The following is a 21,015-nucleotide window of genomic DNA, read 5'->3' as shown; positions in this document are numbered from 1 at the left end:
TAAAACGAAAACGGGCAGAAATTTCTGCCCGTTTCTTATAATAACCTGATCTTATCGTCTAAAATATCAATGATCTTATCTTTATAAAGCCCACCGATCGCTTTTTTAAAATTCTTTTTACTCATCTGAAGTTCTTCCTTGATTTCCTCCGGAGTTGATTGGTCCGAAAGATAGAGCAGTCCGTAATTTTCTTCCAGTTTATCCAGGATCTTTTTCCGGAATTCATCAATATTCTCAAAGCCCTGAGGCTGTAATGAAACATCTATTTTCCCATCTTCACGGATCTCTTTGATATAGCCGGTTTCTTCGGATAAAGGATATAGCTTTTTAAAAACATCGGAAGCGTAAACCAAGCCGATATATTTTTTATTAATCACAACATTCCAGCCCAGCTCACTTTCATTCATCATAATCAAATCAACCTTATCTCCTTTTTTGAACGGAAGGTCTTTATATTGAGGATTTCTTTTAAATCTCGTTGTCCCGGTGATCAGCCCGAGATCCTCATCAATATACAGGTATACCAGATATCTTTTCCCTTCGACGATCTTAGATTTCTGCTGCTTATAAGGGATGAACAAGTCCTTAATGATTCCCCAGTCCATAAATGCGCCGCTTGGCAGGCTCTGCACACAGGTCATCACCGCAAACTCACCGATTTCCGCCAATGGAATTTCCGTAGTTGCTTTCAGATTATTATCATCCTGATATACAAAAACCTCTACTTCTTCACCAATTTCTTTATCATTTTGAATAAATATTTTAGGAAGGAAAGCTTTTTCGCCGGATCCATCGGTAAGGATCCATCCTGAGCTGTTTTTTTCTGAAATTTTTAAATTCTGGGTTTTTCCGGGTAACATGGATGATTAAAATTAGGCTTCAAAGGTACGGAAATATAAATTTATCTGTCAGGTTTCCCATATCAGATGAAAATAGTCAATAAAATTTTAAATTTGAATCCATAAATCCCAACCATGAAGCTGTATTATTCGTTACTCTTTTTATTGTCCGCAAGCCTTTCTTATGCCCAGTTATGGCAAAAAACAGCCATCAATATCGGTTATCGCTATACCGGAAGAAATGTGCTGCAGGCAGGCCTGGAATTCAAAACCAACGGCATGTCTGAACAATCTGTTATAGCCGGAGTCTCCATGCTTTATACGTTCTGCAATCATGAAGAAAAGTTCCTTCCTGAGGCTAACATTTATTATAGCAGCATTTCGGGATACCTTTTGGGAGCATCATTAAATCCTTATGCGGTAGAGCCGAGACTGGGATTTTCGCTTTTCAATTTTATTTATCTGAATACCGGTTATGCTTTGCCCATTCATAGAGACAAATATTTCAGGGGAATTACTTTCGGGGTACAGCTCAATATAGCTCCGGCAAAATCCACCGGATTTTATGACCGGTTAAAAGTTATGTAATAAATCAGCCCTTATCCTTCCGTAACTACATTTCTTTCCTCCGGCAAATCGCTAAGAAACCAGTGATCGCATTAGGTTTAGATTTAAATTCGGATACACCGATTGACCGACTGTCGCCCAGATTGAATATTTTTATACCTGCTTTGTCCTGAGAACAGATCTCATGTTATCAGTTCACTATTCTGTCAATATCTGGCCAATTACTGAAATAAAACAAATGTCACACGTTTAAAGTTGATTTTTTTCATAAAAAAAGGGAAGCTCAGCTTCCCTTTATATTTTAAATTATTCTATGTTTACATATGAATAGGCCTTTTTGCCGTAGCATCCAATGCTGCTTCTTTGATCGCTTCTGCATATGTAGGATGAGCATGAGAGCTTCTTGCAATATCTTCGGCACTTGCCCGGAATTCCATGGCGATTACCCCTTCTGCAATAAGATCTGCCGCTCTTGCTCCTATAATGTGCATTCCTAATACCTCATCGGTTTTCTCATCAGCGATGATCTTAACCAACCCGTCAACATCACCACTTGCACGGCTTCTTCCTAATGCTCTCATCGGGAAAGACCCTACTTTGTATGCTACTCCTTCTTCCTTCAGCTGCTCTTCTGTTTTTCCCACTCCCGCAACTTCCGGCCAGGTATATACCACAGCAGGAATCAGGTTGTAATTGATGTGCGGTTTCTGACCTGCCAGCGTTTCGGCTACAAATACACCTTCTTCTTCAGCTTTATGCGCTAACATGGCTCCTTTGATAACATCTCCGATTGCATAAATATTGGAAACATTAGTCTGTAGGTGATCGTTCACTTTTACTCTTCCTCTTTCATCAAGCTCCACACCTGCCTTTTCAAGGGCAAGGCCATCTGTATAAGGTCTTCTGCCTACGGAAACCAGACAATAATCCCCTTCTACTACTACTTCCTCTCCTTTTTTATCTTTAGCGGTAATTTTTACAGAGTCACCGTTTCTCTCCACAGCGGAAACGGCCGTAGAAAGCATAAATTTCATTCCCTGTTTTTTAAGAACTTTCGTCAATTCCTTACTTAAAGCACCATCCATTCCAGGAATGATCTTATCCATATATTCCACCACAGTTACCTCAGCGCCCAATCTTAGGAATACTGAACCCAGCTCCAGCCCGATAACACCTCCTCCGATCACAACCAGATGCTTAGGGATCTCTTTAAGATTCAACGCTTCCGTAGAAGTAATGATCCTTTCCTTATCTATTGTGATAAATGGCAGTGTAGAAGGCTTAGAACCTGTTGCAATAATGGTATATTTAGATTCTATTGTTTCGGATGAACCGTCATTTTTAGTGATCCTGATCTGAGTGGCAGATTCAAAGCTTCCCACACCCTGAAAAACGGTGATCTTATTTTTACTCATCAGATAGTTGATCCCATCTGTATTTTGCTTTACCACTTCATTCTTACGCTCGATCATTCTTGCGATATCAGCTTGCGGCTCATTGATAATGATTCCGTGACCTGCAAAATTATGTTTGGCGTTTTCAAAATGTTCAGAGCTGTCCAAAAGAGCTTTTGAAGGAATACATCCAACGTTAAGACAAGTTCCGCCTAAAGTTGAATATTTTTCGATAATTGCTGTTTTGAAGCCCAATTGTGCGGCACGGATTGCAGCAACATAACCTCCGGGACCAGAACCTATTACGGTAACATCGAATTGACTCATGTTATTGTATGAATTTGTTTATTATTATCTTTCTTAAGTCTTACAAATTTACTGATAATTACCTAAGCACCAAAGTGAGTTTTATCAATTTTGAAATCGAAAAAAGCTTAATCCTTTCTGAAACGGTCATATATCTGCCCTTACTTTTCATTTTTTATATCTCCGGTGCCTGAAAAAAAGCTTCTATAAGCGTTTTTAAAAGACAGATTCCAGACAGTTTATCCCCGGATGGCTTTCATGATTTCATTTGAAACACGGATTATTTTTCAATGCTTATTTTACCAGCTCCAGCAATACTTTCTCATATTTTTCCAGGATGATATTTTTGGAGAATCTGGACTTTACGGAGTTTCTGATCGCATCCCGGTTATAGCTATGCTGCAGAATGGAAACTATTTTCTGGGCAAAGCCTTCATGGTTTTCAATATTGTAGATCTCCCCGTTCACTTCATGCTGTATAATTTCATTAATTCCCCCGGGACAATTATTAGCCAGTGAATATGTTCCACAGGCTCCGGCTTCCAGTAAAACATTCGGAAAGCCTTCATACCTTGAGGAAAGGATGAACAGGTCAGCATACTTCAAATATTGATAGGGGTTTTCCTGCCTTCCGTGGAAGATCACCTTTTTCAGATCCAGAAAGCTTTTCATCTGAAGCAGCATTTCACGATCTTTTCCATCTCCCAGGATATGCAAAAAAATATTCTCGTTCTTAAGCCTGGCGAAGACCTTCAGCAAATTATCAAACCCTTTCCGGGAAGACAGGTTGCCAATAGCCACAACATTCTTGTAATTGTATTTAAAGCATTGTGGCCTGGTTGAAAGGGCCAGCTTTTCATCAATAAATTCAAAATCTACGGGATTGTTTATCTTAACGATCTTCTGTGGCTTGATATTAAAATTATCAATAAGATCCTTCATCATATCATCACTCTGTGCGATGATCTTTTCATAATTATTGTAAAAATTGTAGAAGAATCTGATCTCTTTTCTCGTTACGTGCTGGGACACCACATTGGTTTCCCTTGCAACGAATTTAATTCTTGGAAAAAGTTTGATGAATAGCGATAAATAGGCATTCACCTCACCAAAGCCGGAAAAGACGATATCAGGTTTCCTCCGGTATATCTCTCCCAGGATCGGCTTTAGGGAATGCCTGATCCTTTCTGTATTGATGTCAATGACCTCAACATCCTTTTTAAGGAAATTAAGGTAACCGCCCTGTTTTCTTAAAAGCAAAATCTTGGGCTCGAACCGATCCCGGGAAAGATGATTCGCTATGGTGGTAACAATTCTTTCTGCGCCTCCGGTTTCAAGATCCGGCAGAATAAACATGACAGAAATCTTTTTCATCAATGTAAAATTAGTAAAAAGTTTTATTAACCTTCAAGCCAAGCCCTTCAAAAACAGCAAAAATTTCATCAATATTCTCAATGTTTAGAAAAACATACTGTTCTCCACTGAAGTTTATTCCATGCTTTTTAGAGCAGAAAAAGGCTCATCTCCAAAGGTTTCTCCGCTTTGCCGAAATAATATCCCGATAAACAAAACTGAGATCATCAGATAAAATATTGAAAAGACATCCTGACCTTTTCCGTGAAACTAAAAAAGAAACTCTTCTTTGGAAGAATTTCTTTCAAAATTATTTCGTCAGCATATGAAACATATCGCTTAGTTGGCTACATCACTGATGAATTTTATTCTCAGCATCCTCACTTCCTCATCGGAAAGCTCATCCCCGAATTCATCCAACAGAACCTTCATACTGTCACTTTCAGACTCGTTCATGAATTCCATGAATCCGTCTACAATATCTTCATCGAAATTATCTTCTATATAGTAGTCGATATTGAGCTTCGTTCCCTGGTAAACAATACTTTCCATTTCTTTCAGCAACTCATCCATGGTGAGGTTTTTAGCTCTTGCAATATCTTCAAGGTCGATCTTTTTATCAGTACTCTGGATAATGAAAACCTTATGGCTGGATTTATTGGCAACCTGCTTCAGCACCATATCCTGGGTACGCTCAATATTGTTGTCCTCTACATACGTTTTGATGAAATCGGCAAATTCCTTACCATATTTCTTAGCTTTTCCTTCTCCTACACCATAGATCTTTGTTATTTCCTCCACCGTAATCGGATACTGAACCGTCATATCTTCCAGACTCGGGTCCATAAATACGGTATACGGAGGGATCCCATGTTTTTTAGCTACTTTTTTCCTTAATTCTTTCAGCTGATTAAATAAGTTCTGGTCTAAGCCTCCGCCTGCCTGCATCTGGCCCTGCTCGCTTTCAGCTTTGGCCTGGGTCAGGTCAAACTCCCGGTCTTCAGCAATGAGGAAGCTGCCCCCGTACTGATCTTCCAAAACCTGCTTTCCTTTTTCAGCAATTTTTAAGACGCCATAGGTCTCGATATCTTTTTGCAGGAAGTTCTGAACCGTTGCCTGTCTTAAGATGGTCTTCCAGTAATTATCTTTTTCCGCTTTTCCAAAACCGAAATAAGGATTCTGCTCTAGTTTATAGGACTTGGTAACCGCGGTTTCTTTCCCTGCGATCACAGAGATAAGATCTTTGGCCCTGAACTTCTCTCCGGTATCCCTGATAAGTTCCAAAGTTTTTTTCAGGTCTGCGGTAGCATCTTTCAGCTTCGGCGGATTGGATGCATTATCGCACATTTTTGCCCCATCCCCGTTCACCGGATCAAAATTCTCACCAAAGTAATAGAGTATGTATTGTCTTCTGCTCATTGAAGTTTCGGCATAGCCCACTACTTCATTTAAAAGCTGTAATCCGATCTCTCTTTCGGAAACAGGCTTCTGGGCCAGGAATTTTTCAAGCTTCTCAATATCTTTAGGATCATAAAAGGCCAGACAATGCCCTTCTCCCCCGTCCCTTCCTGCACGGCCGGTTTCCTGGTAATAGCTTTCCAGGGATTTAGGAAAATCATAATGAATCACAAACCGTACGTCCGGTTTATCAATCCCCATTCCGAACGCTATGGTAGCTACAATCACATCCACTTCCTCCATGAGGAATTTATCCTGGTTGGCAACCCTTACTTTTTGGTCAAGCCCCGCATGATATGGCAGTGCATTGATTCCGTTCACCTGTAAAAGCTGGGCAAATTCTTCAACCTTTCTTCTGCTCAGGCAATATACAATCCCTGATTTGCCTTTATTCTGGTGGATAAATTTAACGATTTCCTTATCTACATTTATTTTCGGACGCACCTCATAATAAAGGTTCGGCCGGTTAAAACTTTCTTTGAATACCAGTGCATCAGACATTCCCAGGGTTTTCTGGATATCATCCTGAACTTTGGGCGTTGCGGTAGCTGTTAATGCAATTACGGGAACATCAGCAATCTTATCGATAATCAGTTTCAGATTTCTGTACTCAGGTCTGAAATCATGTCCCCATTCTGAGATACAGTGCGCTTCATCAATAGCAAAAAAGGAAATTTTAACTTCTTTAAGAAAATCCAGGTAGTCTTCCTTGATCAATGATTCCGGAGCCACATACAACAGCTTTGTCTTTCCGCTTTTAATGTCATCAAAAACCTGTTTTGTCTGTGTTTTATTTAATGATGAATTTAAAACATGTGCCACACCGTCATCAGATGAGAGGCCATTTACTGCGTCTACCTGATTCTTCATTAATGCTATTAAGGGTGAAACTACTATTGCCGTGCCTTCAGAAATAAGTGCCGGAAGTTGATAGCATAATGATTTACCCCCTCCCGTCGGCATCAAAACAAATATATCTCTTCCATCCAAAAGGTTTTCTATAATCTGTTCTTGCTGGCCCTTAAATGTAGAAAACCCGAAGTATTTTTTCAATTCGCCTGATAAATTGGCTTTTTTTGCGCTCATCTAATTTTCTATTGCTAAATTTGCATCCATCTCAAAGTTATAAAATTTTCGCTTAAAATAAAAGCGAACGAATTTATAAAAAATAAAATTTATATTAAATATTCTTTTTAAAATATAACGTTTTTTAAGATATTTTTTGTATACCTTTAAAATTGAACATGAAAAAAGCAGACATTATTTCCATAGCCAGAAGTACTCTGGAAATAGAAATTTCAGAACTTGAAAAGTTAAAATCCAGGATAGACGATAGTTTTGCCAAAGCAGTAGAGGTTATTCATTCGGCAAAAGGAAAACTGATCGTTGTAGGAATAGGGAAATCTGCCCATGTAGGAAATAAAATTGTAGCGACAATGAACTCTACCGGTACCCCTTCTCAGTTTTTGCATGCTTCCGAAGCTATTCACGGAGATTTGGGAGTGATCCAGAAACAGGATGTGGTCCTATGTATCTCAAACTCCGGAAATTCCCCCGAAATAGTGAACCTTGTTCCTTTTCTGAGAGATTATTCTTCTGCTTTGATCGGGATGACCGGAAATAAAAAAAGTAAACTTGCCGAATTCTCTGAAATCATTTTAGACACCCATGTAGATCTTGAAGCCTGCCCGAATAAGCTGGCCCCTACCAGCTCTACCACCCTGCAAATGGCCCTGGGAGATGCTCTGGCCATCGCTCTAATGGAACTAAATGACTTTAAAGCCAATGATTTTGCCAAATTCCACCCCGGTGGAAGCTTAGGAAAAAATCTGATTTCAAAGGTAGATGATTTCCTTTCCTCCCAAAAACCTCAGGTAACGGAAAATGACACCATAAAGGATGTAATCATTTCCATCAGCGGATCAAGGCACGGAATTACGGTGGTAACCGATAATGATGATATTATTGGTGTGATCACAGACGGGGATCTGAGAAGGATGCTGATGAAAGGTGATGATATTTCCAAAGTACAGGCCAAGGACATCATGTCTTCTCATCCAAAGACAATTGAAAGAAATGCTCTGGCCAAAGAAGCCATGAAGATACTGAAAGACAATAATATCGGACAGCTTGTAGTGACTGAAAACGGAAAGTATTTCGGAATTATCGACCTGCATAAGTTACTGGATGAAGGAATAAACTAAAAACAGCCTACGGGCAGCAGGCAGGATGATGCTTTTTAATCCGCCGGTTCATGTTCCTTTCATCTAACTTATGATTTACGGTATCCGATTTCTTTAAATATTTTATAAATTTGAAGCCTTAAAAATTTATTCTGTGAGTGATGGTAAAGAAATGTCCTTTTGGGGGCATATTGGAGAATTAAGAGGTCATCTCATCCGCTCAATTATCGCTATTGTAATTGCAGCATTCCTGGTTGGATTTAATATCAACTGGATTATGGACCATATTTTTTTCGGCCCTACCAGAAATGATTTTCCCACTTTCAGGCTTGTTAATCATTTTTCCAGAATGATCCTGGGAGAAGACAGCATTCATCTTCCCAAAGATTTTCCCGTACGTGTTCAGAGGCTTTACCAGCAGTTCAACGTAATGATGGCTGTTTCCATCTTTGGTGGTATGGTAGCCGCATTTCCGTATATCGTCTGGGAATTGTGGAGGTTTATAAGCCCTGCCCTGCATCCCAGAGAAAGAAAAAATTCAATTTTTATCATCAATTCAGTATGGATCCTTTTCATGACAGGGGTTTTATGCGGCTATTTTTTAATCCTTCCTTTTGCCGTAAATTTCGGAGTGATTTTTAAGATCTCTGATATTATTGTTCCGCTTTATGATTTAAGCGATTATACTGCATTATTTTTACAGGTGGTTTTGGGAATGGGTGTTATTTTCCTTTTTCCGATCCTTATTTATTTCCTTACCAGTATCGGGATCCTTACCCCTACGTTTATGAAGACTTACCGCCGTCATGCCATTGTACTGATTATGGTAGTTGCCGCAATTATTACTCCGGCTGATGTATTAAGCATGCTGATGGCAGCCTTCCCTCTGATTATTCTGTATGAGTTCAGTATTATGATGTGCTCATTTACATACAAAAAAATACAGAAAGAAAACGGCGACCTTCCTGTTGCCCGGAAATAAGCATAAACAAAGTTTACCACCATTTCAATTACATTCGGATGATGTAAGATTTTGTCCGTACCGGTCCGGCTCTTAATTAAATTTTCTATTTTTGACAGATCAATTTAATTCAAATGAAAAAGCTGTCATATACACTTTTGCTGGCATCGGGCCTTGTCTTCGGTCAATTCTTTGAAAAAGATAAGGTTTTCACCAAACAGGACACCTTAAAAGGTTCTGATACCCGATTCCGGAATTTCTGGGATGTAAAGAAATATGATCTTTCTGTGGAGCCTGATTTTGAACAGAAAAGCATCAGGGGGAACAACAAGGTTACTTTTGAAATCACAAAAGATATAACCAATCCTGTTTTCCAGATTGATCTGCAGCAGCCCATGAAAGCAGATAAGATTGAGGCAGGCTTTCCGATGGAATACAAGCGGGATGGCGACTTTATTTTTATCACAGCCCAAAAAAGCTTTAAAAAAGGTGAAAAATATACCCTTGACATCACTTATTCCGGAAATCCGCTGATCGCCAGAAATGCCCCATGGGATGGCGGCTGGGTCTTCACAAAGGACGAAAAGGGAAATCCGTGGGCAAGCGTGGCAGATGAAGGAATAGGCGTTTCCGTATGGCTTCCATCCAAAGACATCTGGAGTGATGAGCCGGACAATGGGATTATTATGAAGATCATTACCCCAAAGAACCTCGTGGGAGTCGGAAATGGCAGGTTAATCAATAAAAAAACGGAAAATGATAAGAATATCTTTACCTGGGAGGTAAAAAACCCTATCAACGGCTATTCTATTATTCCCAATATAGGCAAGTATGTGAACTTCAAAGATACCTTTACCGGGGAAAAAGGAAAGCTGGATCTGGATTATTGGGTTTTGGATTATAATTTAGAAAAGGCCAAAAAGCAGTTCCAGCAGGTAAAGCCTATGCTTTCGGCATTTGAATACTGGTTTGGCCCGTATCCTTTTTATGAGGATTCTTATAAACTTGTAGAATCCCCTTATCTGGGAATGGAGCATCAAAGCAATGTTGCTTACGGAAACGGCTACCAGAACGGTTATCGCGGAATGGATTTTTCCGGTACAGGGATTGGCTTAAACTGGGATTATATCATTATCCATGAAAGCGGCCATGAGTGGTTCGCCAATAATATCACGGCAAAAGATCAGGCCGATATGTGGATTCACGAAAGCTTTACCATGTATTCCGAGGTTTTATTTACTGAGAAGTATATGGATAAGAAATCTGCGGATATCTACATGCTCGGGCTCAGAAAAAAAATTGCCAATGATGTTCCGGTAATCGGGAAATATGGTGTAAGAAACGAAGGCAGCGGCGATATGTATCCTAAAGGAGCCAGCATGCTTCATACCATCAGACAGGTCATCAATAACGATGAGGCATTCCGGAAGATCCTGAGAGGCCTGAATAAAGAGTTTTATCATCAGACCGTCACCACGGAACAGATCGAAAACTATATCTCTTCCAGATCCGGGATTGATTTTTCCAGTATCTTTAACCAGTATCTGAGAACCACCATGATCCCGACCCTGGAGTATTCGCAGAAAGGAGAAGAGCTGAGGTTCCGCTATACCGATGTGGTAAAAAACTTCAGACTTCCCATAAGGGTCAACGGGGAACAGACCATCAATCCAACAGAGAGCTGGCAAACCGTAAAGCTGAAAAAAGGCACTCCCGTTGAGCTGAATCAGAGTTATTATATCAACTATAAAAAAGTACAGTAAAGGCTAAGGCAAAATCATGTCAGGGTTTTGCCTTTTAATTTAATGATATACAGGCCTCATTTTTAAGAAAAGTTTAATAAATCTTCCGTAACAAAATCGGTTTTAAAACAACTACTTTAGAATAAATTAAATTCAATGAAAAAAATAGCACTCAGTCTGGGTATATTAGCCACAGTTTTGGTCAATGCACAGTCTATTAAAGCCACTATTGACCTTGTGAACGTAAAGGACGATAAAGTTGCCGTAACCCTGGAGCTTCCGAAAATGAAATCGGGGGATGTAAAATTCCACTTCCCTAAAACGGTTCCGGGAACTTACTCCGTAGATGATTACGGAAGATTTGTGGAAGGGATCAGGTTCTATGATAATAAAGGCAGGGAGCTAACCTATACAAAGGTTAATGATAATACATATTCACTTAAAAATGCCCAGAATTTAAGCAAGATCACTTATCTGGTCAATGACAGCTTTGATGATGAAATGAATACTGAAAAGCATAAAGCTGTATTCTCCCCTTCAGGTACCGACATTGAGGAAGGCAAGGTCTATCTTATCAATACTCACGGCTTCATCGGGTATATAGACAATATGCAGGATGTTCCTTATCAGCTGGTTATTCAAAAGCCAGCGGACTTTTACGGGACTACGGCTTTGGTAGACCAGGACAAATCAGATACCACGGATACTTATACCCTGGCCAATTACGCTAAGGTAACGGATTCTCCGCTAATGTACACCAAACCTGACTATATCACCTTCAATGCCGGCGGAATGGATCTGGTTCTGGGGGTATATTCTCCTTCAGGAAAATACAAGGCCGCTGATTTTAAGGATAATCTGGAGAAGATGGTAATAGCCCAGAAGAAATTCCTTGGGGATATGAACACAAACAAAAAGTATGCGATCATGCTTTATCTTGCAGGTGCGGACGGCCCTCAGATCAAAGGGTTCGGAGCTCTGGAGCATCATGAATCCACCAGCGTTGTACTGCCTGAAATGATGCCGAAGGATATGATTGACAAAACCATTACCGATGTGGTCTCCCATGAGTTTTTCCACACGGTGAATCCTTTAAAGACCCATTCTGAGGAGATCCATTATTTTGATTATGCCGATCCTAAAATGTCTCAGCATCTTTGGATGTATGAAGGCGGAACGGAATATTTCGCCAATTTATTCCAGATCCAGGAAGGCCTGATTGATAAAACCGAATTCCTGAAAAGGATCAATGAGAAGATCACCAATTCCAAGAACTATGATGATACCATGCCGTTTACGGTGATGAGCAAAAATGTACTTCAGGAGCCTTACAAGGATCAGTACAGAAATGTTTACGAAAAAGGGGCTCTTCTTGCGATGTGCCTGGATATTGAACTAAGAAAGTTATCCAACGGAGAAATGGGCTACCGTGACATGATCAGGAAGCTGTCCCAGAGGTTTGGAGAGAACAAGCCATTCAAGGATGTTAAGCTGATCGATGAGCTGGTAACGGTTACAGGCTATCCGCAGGTAAAAGATTTTTACAATAAATATATCGCCGGAAACCAGCCTACTCCTTATGAGCAGTACCTTAACCAGGCAGGTGTACAGGTGATCAAACAGGAGTCTTCTCCTATTTTCTGGTTCATTAAGGATCCAAACCAGACCGGGTATAATGATAAGAACAATACCTTTGTATTTGATGAAAGTTCGGCTTTATCGCCTTTTTCCAAAAGTATAGGCTTTAAGATCACCGACGAAATCGTTGCCTTAGACGGGAAAACCATCAATATCCAGAATGTCCAGGACTTTATCAATTATGCCAAAACCATTAAGGACGGGCAAAATGTCACCGTTACCGTACTGAGAAAAAACGGGGATAAAACTGATAAGATCGATCTTAAAGGAAAAGCGATCCTGGATAAGATGACGATAGAGACATTACAGTTTAAAGCCAATCCTACTCCGGCAGAACAAAAACTTCAGGAGCAGTGGCTGACTGGTAAAAAATAAATAAAAAAGCGGGAAATTCCCGCTTTTTTTATTATCTCATTCCAAGAATTTACTTAGGTTTCCTGATCGTTATCCTGAACGTAGTTCCTTTTCCGATTTCCGTATGGGAAATTCTGATATCCCCGTTGTGATATTCCTTTATCACTCTTTTTGCCAGAGACAATCCTAAACCCCATCCGCGCTTTTTGGTGGAATAGCCGGGCTTAAAGGCATTCCTGGCCTGTTGTTTGGTCATTCCGCTTCCGGTATCTTTTATCTCAACCAGAATATTCCTGTTCCTTTCAAAAACAGATATTAAAAGGGATCCTTCCCCCTTCATCGCATCCACAGCATTTTTTACCAAATTCTCGATCACCCAGCTCATCAGAATCCTGTTGTGCGGGACCAATATGGTGTAGGCGGGCAGATGTAAACTAAAATCTATTTTTCTGGATATCCTTGATTTCAGGTAATCATAATTTTCCTGAATGGTTTCATTGAAATTTTTATCATTAAGCTCGGGAACAGAACCTATTTTAGAAAACCTTTCGGAGATTGTCCTCAATCTTTCTATGTCTTTTTCCATTTCATGGACTCCCTCGGAGTCCGGGTTTTCCAGCTTCATGATTTCCATCCAGCCGATCATGGATGATAGCGGAGTGCCTATCTGGTGGGCGGTTTCTTTTGCCAGCCCGGCCCATAAATAGCCTTCATCCGTTTTCTTGATCGTTCTGAGAAACCAGAATGAAAACAGGAAATAGCACAAAATAAAAAAGCCTAAAATATAGGGTGAATAGCGTAAATTATTCAGTAAGCGGGAGTTGTCGTAATAAACAAACTGGTTATTCTTATTCGGGAATTTCAGTTCAATGGGTGGATAGTTTTTGGCCATCCTTTTGGCCATCGCCACTATTTCCTGGGGATCATTCAAGATCTCCTGAGGAATATTCTTATGTTCTATGATCTGATCATCCTTATCTAAAATGATCACGGGGATGGTAGTGTTTGAGCTGTAGATCTGAAGCACCAAAGCCTGGACCTCCAGACTTGGGGTTGTCTCTTCCTGCTGGAATTTGAATGCGCTTACCAGAATATCCACCCTTTTGATCTCTTCCTTTCTTAAGAAGTTGATGAGAATCGTGGAGGCAACAACAATGGTTACCACAACCAAAGTCATTAAGGTGAATATTATCCAGTTATTTAACCTTGCCAGGATGGATTTTCTCAAAGCAATTTATTTTAAAACATTCAGGATCTTCTGAAGCTCATTGCTTCCGTTTCCCTGATAATTGTTGATGATTATTGAAAACACATATTTTTTACCGTTCTTTGAGGTATGGTAGCCCGCGAAGGATTTGGTGTCCTTCATTGTTCCGCTTTTCATTTTTATTCCGTTGTCCTGAACCGGAAAGCCATCATAATATGCCTCGAACCAGGGCTGTTTTTTAGCATAAAGCAACGCCTGAACCTGTGCCTTCGCCGAAACGTAATTCTGTGGGGAAAGACCGCTGCCGTCAGCAAAATTGATCATATTCGGGTTGATCCCCTTTGATTTCCAGAACTCTTTCAGATAGGCAACCCCGCTTTTGAAGCCTGAATTTCCTTTTTTCTCTTTACCCAGGGTTTTTATTAAGGCTTCACCATAAAGGTTTACACTCTTTCTCAGGAACCAGTACACAATTTTATCCAGTGTCGGAGATTCATAGGTAAGGATGATATTCTTTTTCGGGATCTCCGGAACCTGCTTCCCTTCAATTTCCAGCTGGGAGCTGGTAATCACTTTTCCTGACAGCTCGATCCCTGATTCCTTCAGCCATTGTCTTACCTCTACCCCCAGCTGCAGCGGCGGGTTAGGAACTGATCCCGAAACCGTAACTGTTTTTCCTTCAGGCAGGGTCCCGTTAATCAGGGCCACGTCTGAATGGGGTGCGGTAAAGATCAGACTCTGATCCGAGCTTCCTCCCGTTTTCAGGTCATTCAGCCATTTCACATTTTCAAGGGGGTAAGAAAAGCTTTTAAATTGCGTTCCGTTAATATTGATATCAAATTGGTTTTCCCGCCAGTTTACGCCCCAGACTCCTGCTCCGTAGTAATTTCCAAGATCGTCCCAGGGCCAGCCTCCGGGAATGGTCTGGTGATCAAAATAGGAATCATCAATAATCAGGTTTCCTGAAATTTTTGAAATCCCGGAATTTTTAACTGCTTCCAAAAGCTTTTTTTTAAAATTTTCCGGCTTACAGGCTTCATAACGCCAGCTTCCCAAAGTAGGATCCCCGGTTGAGCTGATGAAAAGATCCCCGTTCAAGACACTTCCCGAGATATTTCCGGAATAGCTTGCCCTGGTCTTGTAGGTATAATCTTTTCCTAAGGTCTCCAAGGCAGCCCCCGCCGTAAATATCTTCTGTGTGGAAGCTGTTGAAAGGCCTGTGCTTCCCTGGTACTCATAGATAAATTCACCATTATCATCCGTTACATAAAATGACAGGACGGATGACACTGCTCCCGAAGAATCCATAAGGTCTCTGGTAGCCTTATCCAGCTTTTGGGCAATATCCTGTGCAAAAACGACCTGCGTAGACAATGTAAGAACTGTAAGTATCTTTTTCATTGTATTGTTATTTAATCAGCTTTATTCAAATATAAATAAAGATCTTCAATTATAATTCGCTTCCGGCCACTATCTCAAAAGGTTCTTTTCCTTTTTCAAAGATCCTGGTCAGTTCGCTTCCTTCCACTGTAATCCTGTCACCCTTTCTTCTAATCCAGTTTCCTTCACGAAGTCCTACTACCTTAATGTCATTTTGGATTAAAAATTCCCTGATCCTCGTTTCGCGGGTCTCGCCGTTATGCTTCAGTTCCGGATTCGGGTCCAGATAATGGGGGTTGATATTGAACGGCACCAGGCCCATACAGTCAAAGCTGGGCGGATAAACAATAGGCATATCGTTGGTGGTTTTCATATTCTGTCCCCCGATATTGCTCCCTGCACTGCATCCCAGATAGGGCTTTCCGTTTTCGACATTTTCCTTTAAAACCTGCATCAGCTTTTCTTCATGCAGGGTTTTTACCAGTAAAAAGGTATTGCCTCCTCCTGTAAAATAAGCTTTTGCACCATTTAAGGCCGCTGCCTTATCTTCAAACTCGTGTAAGCCTTTTACTTTTATATTGATGGTTTCAAAGAAGGTACGGGCTTTTGCAGTATAATCATCGTGGGAGATCCCTCCGGGCCGGGCAAAGGGGATAAAGATGACCTCATCAATTCCGTCGAAAAGCTTGATCAATTCTTCTCTTAAATATTCTAAATATTCTCCACCAAAAAGTGTGGAGGTGGAAGCAAGTATGAAATTCATTAATTGAGATTATAAATTTTAGATTTAAATTGTCAGATATTCAAAATTGTTTATTCTTTATTCTTTATGATTTTCCCAAAGAAATCCGTCTCTCCCTTCAAATGCCTGATGATCTTATCAATATTTCTCCGGATGCTTTCTTCAGTTTTAAGATTATTGATATACCTTACCAGTTCCAGTTTTCTTGAAGGGATCAGATTTTCAAAATTCTTCAGGGCAACCGGATTTTCTTTAATGGCCCGGTCTAATTCCGGATGAATGGGAACGCTCCTGTCCGAATCATCATATTCAACGGAAACTTCTATTATTTCACCGATCCTTTTGGGAGAGTCCTTAAGCATCGTAAAGTTGATGTACAACCGCCATTCACCCAGATATTTCATAAGATTCTGCCTGAATTCCCTGCCATTTACCGTTCCTTTCACCGGAATCGGGCTTTTATTTTTCCCTGAAGCTTTGAAAATGGCATTCAGCACCTCTTCAGGCAAAAAGACAAAGGGATTGATCCCGATGATCTCAAGTTTTGTGGTAAAGTGATTATCCTTCATTGCTAACAAAGTTAAAAAAATAGTTGATAAGCCATATCAAACATCCATGCTTCATTTATAATTCGTGACCGATCACCCGTAACTTCAAACTAATCGTTATCTTTGCAAAAATAAATCTATTTAACAAATGAAATTTTTTATTGACACAGCCAATTTAGATCAGATCAAGGAAGCCCAGGATCTTGGGATTTTAGATGGAGTAACCACCAATCCTTCATTAATGGCCAAAGAAGGGATCCAGGGGACTGAAGCCATCAAAAATCATTATAAAACGATCTGTGAGATCGTAGACGGGGATATTTCAGCAGAGGTACTTTCCACTACTTATGAGGAGATGATCAGAGAAGGTGAGGAATTGGCGGCAATCCACCCGAATATCGTAGTAAAGATCCCGATGATCAAAGACGGGGTAAAAGCATTAAAATATTTTTCAGATAAAGGGATCAGGACTAACTGTACCCTTATTTTCTCACCTGGCCAGGCTCTTTTGGCTGCCAAAGCGGGAGCTACCTATGTTTCTCCTTTTTTAGGAAGACTGGATGATATTTCCACTGACGGGCTGAATCTGATCCAGGAGATCCGTTTGATCTTTGATAATTATATGTATGAAACCGAAATTCTGGCGGCATCCATCCGTCATTCTATGCATATCATTGATTGTGCCAAGATCGGGGCAGATGTCATTACATCTCCGCTGGCTCCGATATTAAGCTTACTGAAGCATCCTTTAACGGATAACGGGCTGGCACAGTTTATTGCGGATTCCAAGAAATTAGCTTAGAAGCTTAGGCGATTATAGCATTGAATGATCCTGAAGCCTGGCTTCGGGATTATTTATTTTCTTCCCTAAGATCCCTGATCACCTTACACGGATTCCCCACTGCAAGCACATGGTCAGGAATATCGCCGGTCACCACACTCCCGGCTCCGATAACGGAATTGTTTCCAATGGTAACTCCGGGCAGCACTACCACATTTCCTCCTATCCAGACATTATCTCCTACTGTAATGGGATAAGCATATTCCAGCCCTTCATTCCTGCGTTTGGCATCCAGCGGATGGCCGGCAGTATAAAAGCTGCAATTGGGCCCTATGAAGACATGGTCTCCGAATATCACCCGGGCACAATCAAGAATGACAAGGTTATGATTGGCGTAAAAATTTTCCCCTACCACAATATTATATCCGTAATCACACCAAAATGGCGGTTCGATGCAGATATTTCCTTTCACCTTTTTCACAATTTCCCGGACAAGCCTGTTCCTGCCTTCCGTATCTGAATTTTTCAGCTGATTGTACGCGCCGCATAGATCCTTGCATGCAATCCTCTCTCCGATCAGTTCTGGGTCATGGTTGGCATTGTACAATAGTCCCTTTGAACATTTTTCCTTTTCTGTCATGATGCTGAGATTTAAAACTTAAAAGCAGAAGCTAAAGATAATAAAAAGAAAACAGGATGGTATAAAATACACATCCCGCTTATGGTTAGAAAAATATGTTCCGCTAATTCACCAGGTCCGGCTCGATAGGATTATTATCCTTGGCAAAGTTTTCTTTGGCTCTTTTCTCTATTTCCCTGGCAACCTGGTTCGGGTCTGAAATTTCTTTCCCGTCTGCCGTTCTTATTTTCATAGATACTCTTGCATTATCATTGCCTCCGCTTCTCATCATCATTTCCCTGATATTTTTGGAAGGATCGTTTACATATGCTTTCCATGCTTTTCTGTACTGGTCTTTTGTCACTTCTATCTCTTTTCCACCGATTCCTACCAGCCTTACGTTCTGAGGCATATCTATTTCATTGATAGTAGCGGCGGTTTGGATCTTCTTATTGCCTACAAGGGTCATGACATGGGAGCCAGTAGTATCCTCCAGTTTCACAATAAGCCCCGGCAACCCGTAAAACTTATACGGCCCGTCCTGAAAAGGGATATCTGTGCTGAACCAGGCTATCCAGTCTCTTCCTCCGTAAGTGGTGGTTGCTTTCTGGGCATCATATTCACCGATCTTTTGTTTGTCCTGAAGGATTTTCCATTCAGGCTTTTTATCTTCTTTTACCTTATACTGGTCTGTAGATATTCTTGTAAAAAGATAGGTTGTGAAATTAGGGTATTGCTTGGTCACCTTATACGATACCTGTCCCGGTCTGTCTCTTTTATTGATATTGATATTTCCGGGGTTTATTTTGAGCTGTTTCTGCAGGTCTGCCATTGAGGTGGAGTCTGCTACAAATTTATCATGGCTGTAATAATTTGATCCGTTTTTATCGATATCCAGAAGCATCATTTCCTTCTTGACATCGGTTTTGTTATTAGAATCAGGGATAAATTTGTACTCATAAAAGAATCTGTTGATCTGTGCGTTGACCGATATGTTTAACAACAAAAAAAGTAGAATGTTTTTTTTCATGGTAATATTAATAAAGCTTTGCCAGTAGTCCGCCGGATCATACTGACAAAGCCGGTTGGAACTTTATTTCTTGGTTTCGATCTTTACTTCCCCGGAGCTTACCCCGTTTGTGGTTTTTTTATTAATATTCACATTTTTAATGTCATTAGGATTAAGGGCATCAATTTCTTTTTTGGTAACCTCTTTTCCGTCAATGTAGAATTTCATGCCAGAAGTATCCCCGCTGTATTTCAGCCCGGAACCTGCAATGATCCCGGCATTATTATTCACTTTCATTATTTTCATATTATCCAATCCTACAGGTTTGCTGAAAGAATTGCTGTAGATATAAACCCTTTTGTTTCCTTCCAGGGCTCTCCTTTCCGCTTCCAGTTTTGCTCTTTCACCTTCCAGTCTGGCTCTTTTTTCTTCCAGTCTGGCTCTTTCCTTATTGAGTTTTGCTCTTTTCCTGGCTATTGCCGCAGATTCTTTTGCCCTGGATTCTGAAAGTCCGGAAATTCTCTCTATCTCCGGAGACCATTTCATATCTTTCATGTCTTTGAAGCTATAGACTTTTACTTTAGGGGCCTTTGGTGCATCCGGAGGAAGATCAGGAATCTCCGGCAGCTCAATATCCATTTCCGGCAATTCCGGCAGCTCAGGCATTTCCTCAAACTTCATATTTTCGATGTTCTTCATTTTGTCTTTCCATTCCCTGGATTGGAAATATTCATCAATATTTACATCTTTTCCATCTATTCTCATGACCATTGCTGATTTCATGAAATCCGGGGAATTAACTATTTTTCCGATTTCACCGGATAGCTTTCCGATCTCTTCAATATATTTATTGTACTCCGTACTTTCGGGCTTAAGGTTTTTCAATGCTTCACTTTTCTCTTTGATCTTCTTACTGAGATCTGAGATTTTTTTCTCATCACCTGCTCTGTTATAGGATTTTGGAGTTACAACAGTCTTAGGTGAATTAGGAGTAATGGTATCTCTCCGGATCTTATTTTCTTTAATTTGAGAAACAGCTTTCTCTATTTCCATATTGGTCGCTTTGATCTCCTGATTCCTGGCATCGATCAGGTAGACAAAGGCCACTGAAAATATAACCGGCAATGCAAAAATTCTTCGCGCATACCCGAATTTGGTTTTAGGTTTTTGTAACATTTTAAGACGTTTTTTTAGGTTTGAACTTAAAAACGGACTGGCAGCAGGCAACTGTGTTCCGGAAAAGTGGCTTGCTAAAAGCATCTGCGCAAATGCTTTGGTGTCCGATTGTTTTACGGCCTTTTTATCGGCCAGGTATTCGTGGATTAAACCGATTTCTTTTTTAATGATATGAAAGAACGGATTGAACCAGAAAACAGAAGTAATGATCTCAACGAACATTTTATCAAATGAATGTTTCTGTTCAATATGTACCATCTCATGCTTTAAAATCTGTTTTCCGATATCAGAATTCAAGGTGATGGAATTCTTCCAGAAAAGATTCTTAAAGTAAGAGAAAGGCGCTTCGGTCAGGTTTGTATGGTAAAAATTAATACCATCAAAGCTTTCTTTCCGAAACTGGCTTTTAAGCTGCTGGATCCTGAAGATCCCGTAGAATAATCTTCCTAAAAAATAGAAAGAAACCAATCCCAGAGCTGAAAAAATAATTCCAAGATAAATGTGGTCATTAGGTATGTTTTTAGTTGTGTTAAAGTTCTGTATTTTATCTATCAGCAAGTACATGTCATTGCTCACCTCTACCGTAAAATAGTCTACCCTCACCAATGGCAGCAGTAATGATATCAGCATCGCAGATAACAAATAAAATCTGTTATAATGATGAAATGTCTTGTCTTTTAAAGACAACTGGTAATACAAAAACATTACACCGGAACATAAAATTACTTTTCCGAGGTACAGAAGTATTGCTTCCATGA

The 21,015-nt window shown here is 40.2% G+C and carries 17 protein-coding genes; 6 read left to right on the top strand and 11 right to left on the bottom strand.

Annotated features, from left to right (window positions below; all coding sequences use genetic code 11):
- Positions 1–35: 35 nt before the first annotated feature.
- Entirely contained in the window at positions 36–860 is an 825-nt protein-coding gene (locus tag ABMQ40_RS13450) for a CvfB family protein (RefSeq protein WP_370900451.1), read from the bottom strand.
- 114 nt (positions 861–974) lie between these two features.
- On the opposite strand from ABMQ40_RS13450, the gene ABMQ40_RS13445 reads away from it, so the two are divergent.
- Positions 975–1,427, top strand: coding sequence for a hypothetical protein (locus ABMQ40_RS13445; RefSeq protein ID WP_370900449.1), 453 nt, complete (start codon positions 975–977; stop codon positions 1,425–1,427).
- A gap of 296 nt (positions 1,428–1,723) precedes the next feature.
- Here ABMQ40_RS13445 and lpdA read toward each other — a convergent pair whose 3' ends face one another.
- The 3 genes from lpdA to recQ form a co-directional block, all read right to left on the bottom strand.
- Positions 1,724–3,127 carry a dihydrolipoyl dehydrogenase gene (gene lpdA / locus ABMQ40_RS13440; protein ID WP_370900447.1) on the bottom strand — a complete coding sequence of 468 codons (1,404 nt, stop codon included), beginning with the start codon at positions 3,125–3,127 and terminating at the stop codon, positions 1,724–1,726.
- Between the two features lie 273 nt (positions 3,128–3,400).
- Entirely contained in the window at positions 3,401–4,480 is a 1,080-nt protein-coding gene (locus tag ABMQ40_RS13435; protein ID WP_370900445.1) for a glycosyltransferase, read from the bottom strand.
- A 318-nt stretch (positions 4,481–4,798) separates the two neighbouring features.
- Positions 4,799–7,003, bottom strand: a complete 2,205-nt coding sequence (gene recQ / locus ABMQ40_RS13430; RefSeq protein ID WP_370900443.1) for a DNA helicase RecQ — start codon at positions 7,001–7,003, stop codon at positions 4,799–4,801.
- A gap of 158 nt (positions 7,004–7,161) precedes the next feature.
- Here recQ and ABMQ40_RS13425 point away from each other — a divergent pair, with 158 nt between their 5' ends.
- The 4 genes from ABMQ40_RS13425 (at position 7,162) to ABMQ40_RS13410 (ending at position 12,816) form a co-directional block, all read left to right on the top strand.
- Positions 7,162–8,121 (top strand): KpsF/GutQ family sugar-phosphate isomerase, encoded by a 960-nt coding sequence (locus tag ABMQ40_RS13425; protein ID WP_370900441.1) that lies wholly within the window; start codon positions 7,162–7,164, stop codon positions 8,119–8,121.
- A gap of 133 nt (positions 8,122–8,254) precedes the next feature.
- Entirely contained in the window at positions 8,255–9,082 is an 828-nt protein-coding gene (gene tatC / locus ABMQ40_RS13420) for a twin-arginine translocase subunit TatC (protein ID WP_370900439.1), read from the top strand.
- Positions 9,083–9,195: 113 nt separating this feature from the next.
- Positions 9,196–10,824: a M1 family metallopeptidase gene (locus ABMQ40_RS13415; protein ID WP_370900437.1), complete on the top strand. Its 1,629-nt coding sequence runs from the start codon at positions 9,196–9,198 to the stop codon at positions 10,822–10,824.
- A gap of 135 nt (positions 10,825–10,959) precedes the next feature.
- Complete coding sequence (locus ABMQ40_RS13410) at positions 10,960–12,816, top strand: M61 family metallopeptidase (protein ID WP_370900435.1); 1,857 nt, start codon at positions 10,960–10,962, stop codon at positions 12,814–12,816.
- 49 nt (positions 12,817–12,865) lie between these two features.
- On the opposite strand, the gene ABMQ40_RS13405 is transcribed toward ABMQ40_RS13410, so the two are convergent.
- From ABMQ40_RS13405 to ABMQ40_RS13390, 4 genes are read right to left on the bottom strand one after another with little or no spacing between them, the layout of a single operon-like run.
- Positions 12,866–14,023, bottom strand: a complete 1,158-nt coding sequence (locus ABMQ40_RS13405; protein ID WP_370900433.1) for a sensor histidine kinase — start codon at positions 14,021–14,023, stop codon at positions 12,866–12,868.
- Between the two features lie 6 nt (positions 14,024–14,029).
- Complete coding sequence (gene dacB / locus ABMQ40_RS13400; RefSeq protein ID WP_370900431.1) at positions 14,030–15,403, bottom strand: D-alanyl-D-alanine carboxypeptidase/D-alanyl-D-alanine endopeptidase; 1,374 nt, start codon at positions 15,401–15,403, stop codon at positions 14,030–14,032.
- Between the two features lie 49 nt (positions 15,404–15,452).
- Positions 15,453–16,145: a dipeptidase PepE gene (gene pepE / locus ABMQ40_RS13395; RefSeq protein WP_370900429.1), complete on the bottom strand. Its 693-nt coding sequence runs from the start codon at positions 16,143–16,145 to the stop codon at positions 15,453–15,455.
- A 50-nt stretch (positions 16,146–16,195) separates the two neighbouring features.
- Positions 16,196–16,693, bottom strand: a complete 498-nt coding sequence (locus tag ABMQ40_RS13390; protein WP_370900427.1) for a YdeI/OmpD-associated family protein — start codon at positions 16,691–16,693, stop codon at positions 16,196–16,198.
- A 127-nt stretch (positions 16,694–16,820) separates the two neighbouring features.
- On the opposite strand from ABMQ40_RS13390, the gene fsa reads away from it, so the two are divergent.
- Positions 16,821–17,474 (top strand): fructose-6-phosphate aldolase, encoded by a 654-nt coding sequence (gene fsa, locus ABMQ40_RS13385; protein ID WP_370900425.1) that lies wholly within the window; start codon positions 16,821–16,823, stop codon positions 17,472–17,474.
- A 49-nt stretch (positions 17,475–17,523) separates the two neighbouring features.
- Here the strand turns inward: fsa and ABMQ40_RS13380 are convergent, their stop codons facing one another.
- The 3 genes from ABMQ40_RS13380 to ABMQ40_RS13370 form a co-directional block, all read right to left on the bottom strand.
- Entirely contained in the window at positions 17,524–18,093 is a 570-nt protein-coding gene (locus ABMQ40_RS13380; RefSeq protein ID WP_370900423.1) for a sugar O-acetyltransferase, read from the bottom strand.
- A gap of 103 nt (positions 18,094–18,196) precedes the next feature.
- Positions 18,197–19,102, bottom strand: a complete 906-nt coding sequence (locus ABMQ40_RS13375; RefSeq protein WP_370900421.1) for a GLPGLI family protein — start codon at positions 19,100–19,102, stop codon at positions 18,197–18,199.
- A 63-nt stretch (positions 19,103–19,165) separates the two neighbouring features.
- Entirely contained in the window at positions 19,166–21,013 is a 1,848-nt protein-coding gene (locus ABMQ40_RS13370; protein WP_370900419.1) for a M56 family metallopeptidase, read from the bottom strand.
- Positions 21,014–21,015 lie beyond the last annotated feature (2 nt).

The organism is Chryseobacterium gossypii (assembly GCF_041361455.1).
Classification (GTDB): domain Bacteria; phylum Bacteroidota; class Bacteroidia; order Flavobacteriales; family Weeksellaceae; genus Chryseobacterium; species Chryseobacterium gossypii.
The sequence above is the reverse complement of the archived record's forward strand: the minus strand, read 5'-3'. Positions and strand labels throughout refer to the sequence as shown.

Bases quoted from the DNA above. Each gene is read 5' to 3' on its own strand.
- ABMQ40_RS13450 (WP_370900451.1), bottom strand. From the start codon at position 860: ATGTTACCCGGAAAAACCCAGAATTTAAAAATTTCAGAAAAAAACAGC.
- ABMQ40_RS13445 (WP_370900449.1), top strand. From the start codon at position 975: ATGAAGCTGTATTATTCGTTACTCTTTTTATTGTCCGCAAGCCTTTCT.
- lpdA (WP_370900447.1), bottom strand. From the start codon at position 3,127: ATGAGTCAATTCGATGTTACCGTAATAGGTTCTGGTCCCGGAGGTTAT.
- ABMQ40_RS13435 (WP_370900445.1), bottom strand. From the start codon at position 4,480: ATGAAAAAGATTTCTGTCATGTTTATTCTGCCGGATCTTGAAACCGGA.
- recQ (WP_370900443.1), bottom strand. From the start codon at position 7,003: ATGAGCGCAAAAAAAGCCAATTTATCAGGCGAATTGAAAAAATACTTC.
- ABMQ40_RS13425 (WP_370900441.1), top strand. From the start codon at position 7,162: ATGAAAAAAGCAGACATTATTTCCATAGCCAGAAGTACTCTGGAAATA.
- ABMQ40_RS13415 (WP_370900437.1), top strand. From the start codon at position 9,196: ATGAAAAAGCTGTCATATACACTTTTGCTGGCATCGGGCCTTGTCTTC.
- ABMQ40_RS13410 (WP_370900435.1), top strand. From the start codon at position 10,960: ATGAAAAAAATAGCACTCAGTCTGGGTATATTAGCCACAGTTTTGGTC.
- dacB (WP_370900431.1), bottom strand. From the start codon at position 15,403: ATGAAAAAGATACTTACAGTTCTTACATTGTCTACGCAGGTCGTTTTT.
- pepE (WP_370900429.1), bottom strand. From the start codon at position 16,145: ATGAATTTCATACTTGCTTCCACCTCCACACTTTTTGGTGGAGAATAT.
- ABMQ40_RS13390 (WP_370900427.1), bottom strand. From the start codon at position 16,693: ATGAAGGATAATCACTTTACCACAAAACTTGAGATCATCGGGATCAAT.
- fsa (WP_370900425.1), top strand. From the start codon at position 16,821: ATGAAATTTTTTATTGACACAGCCAATTTAGATCAGATCAAGGAAGCC.
- ABMQ40_RS13380 (WP_370900423.1), bottom strand. From the start codon at position 18,093: ATGACAGAAAAGGAAAAATGTTCAAAGGGACTATTGTACAATGCCAAC.
- ABMQ40_RS13375 (WP_370900421.1), bottom strand. From the start codon at position 19,102: ATGAAAAAAAACATTCTACTTTTTTTGTTGTTAAACATATCGGTCAAC.
- ABMQ40_RS13370 (WP_370900419.1), bottom strand. From the start codon at position 21,013: ATGGAAGCAATACTTCTGTACCTCGGAAAAGTAATTTTATGTTCCGGT.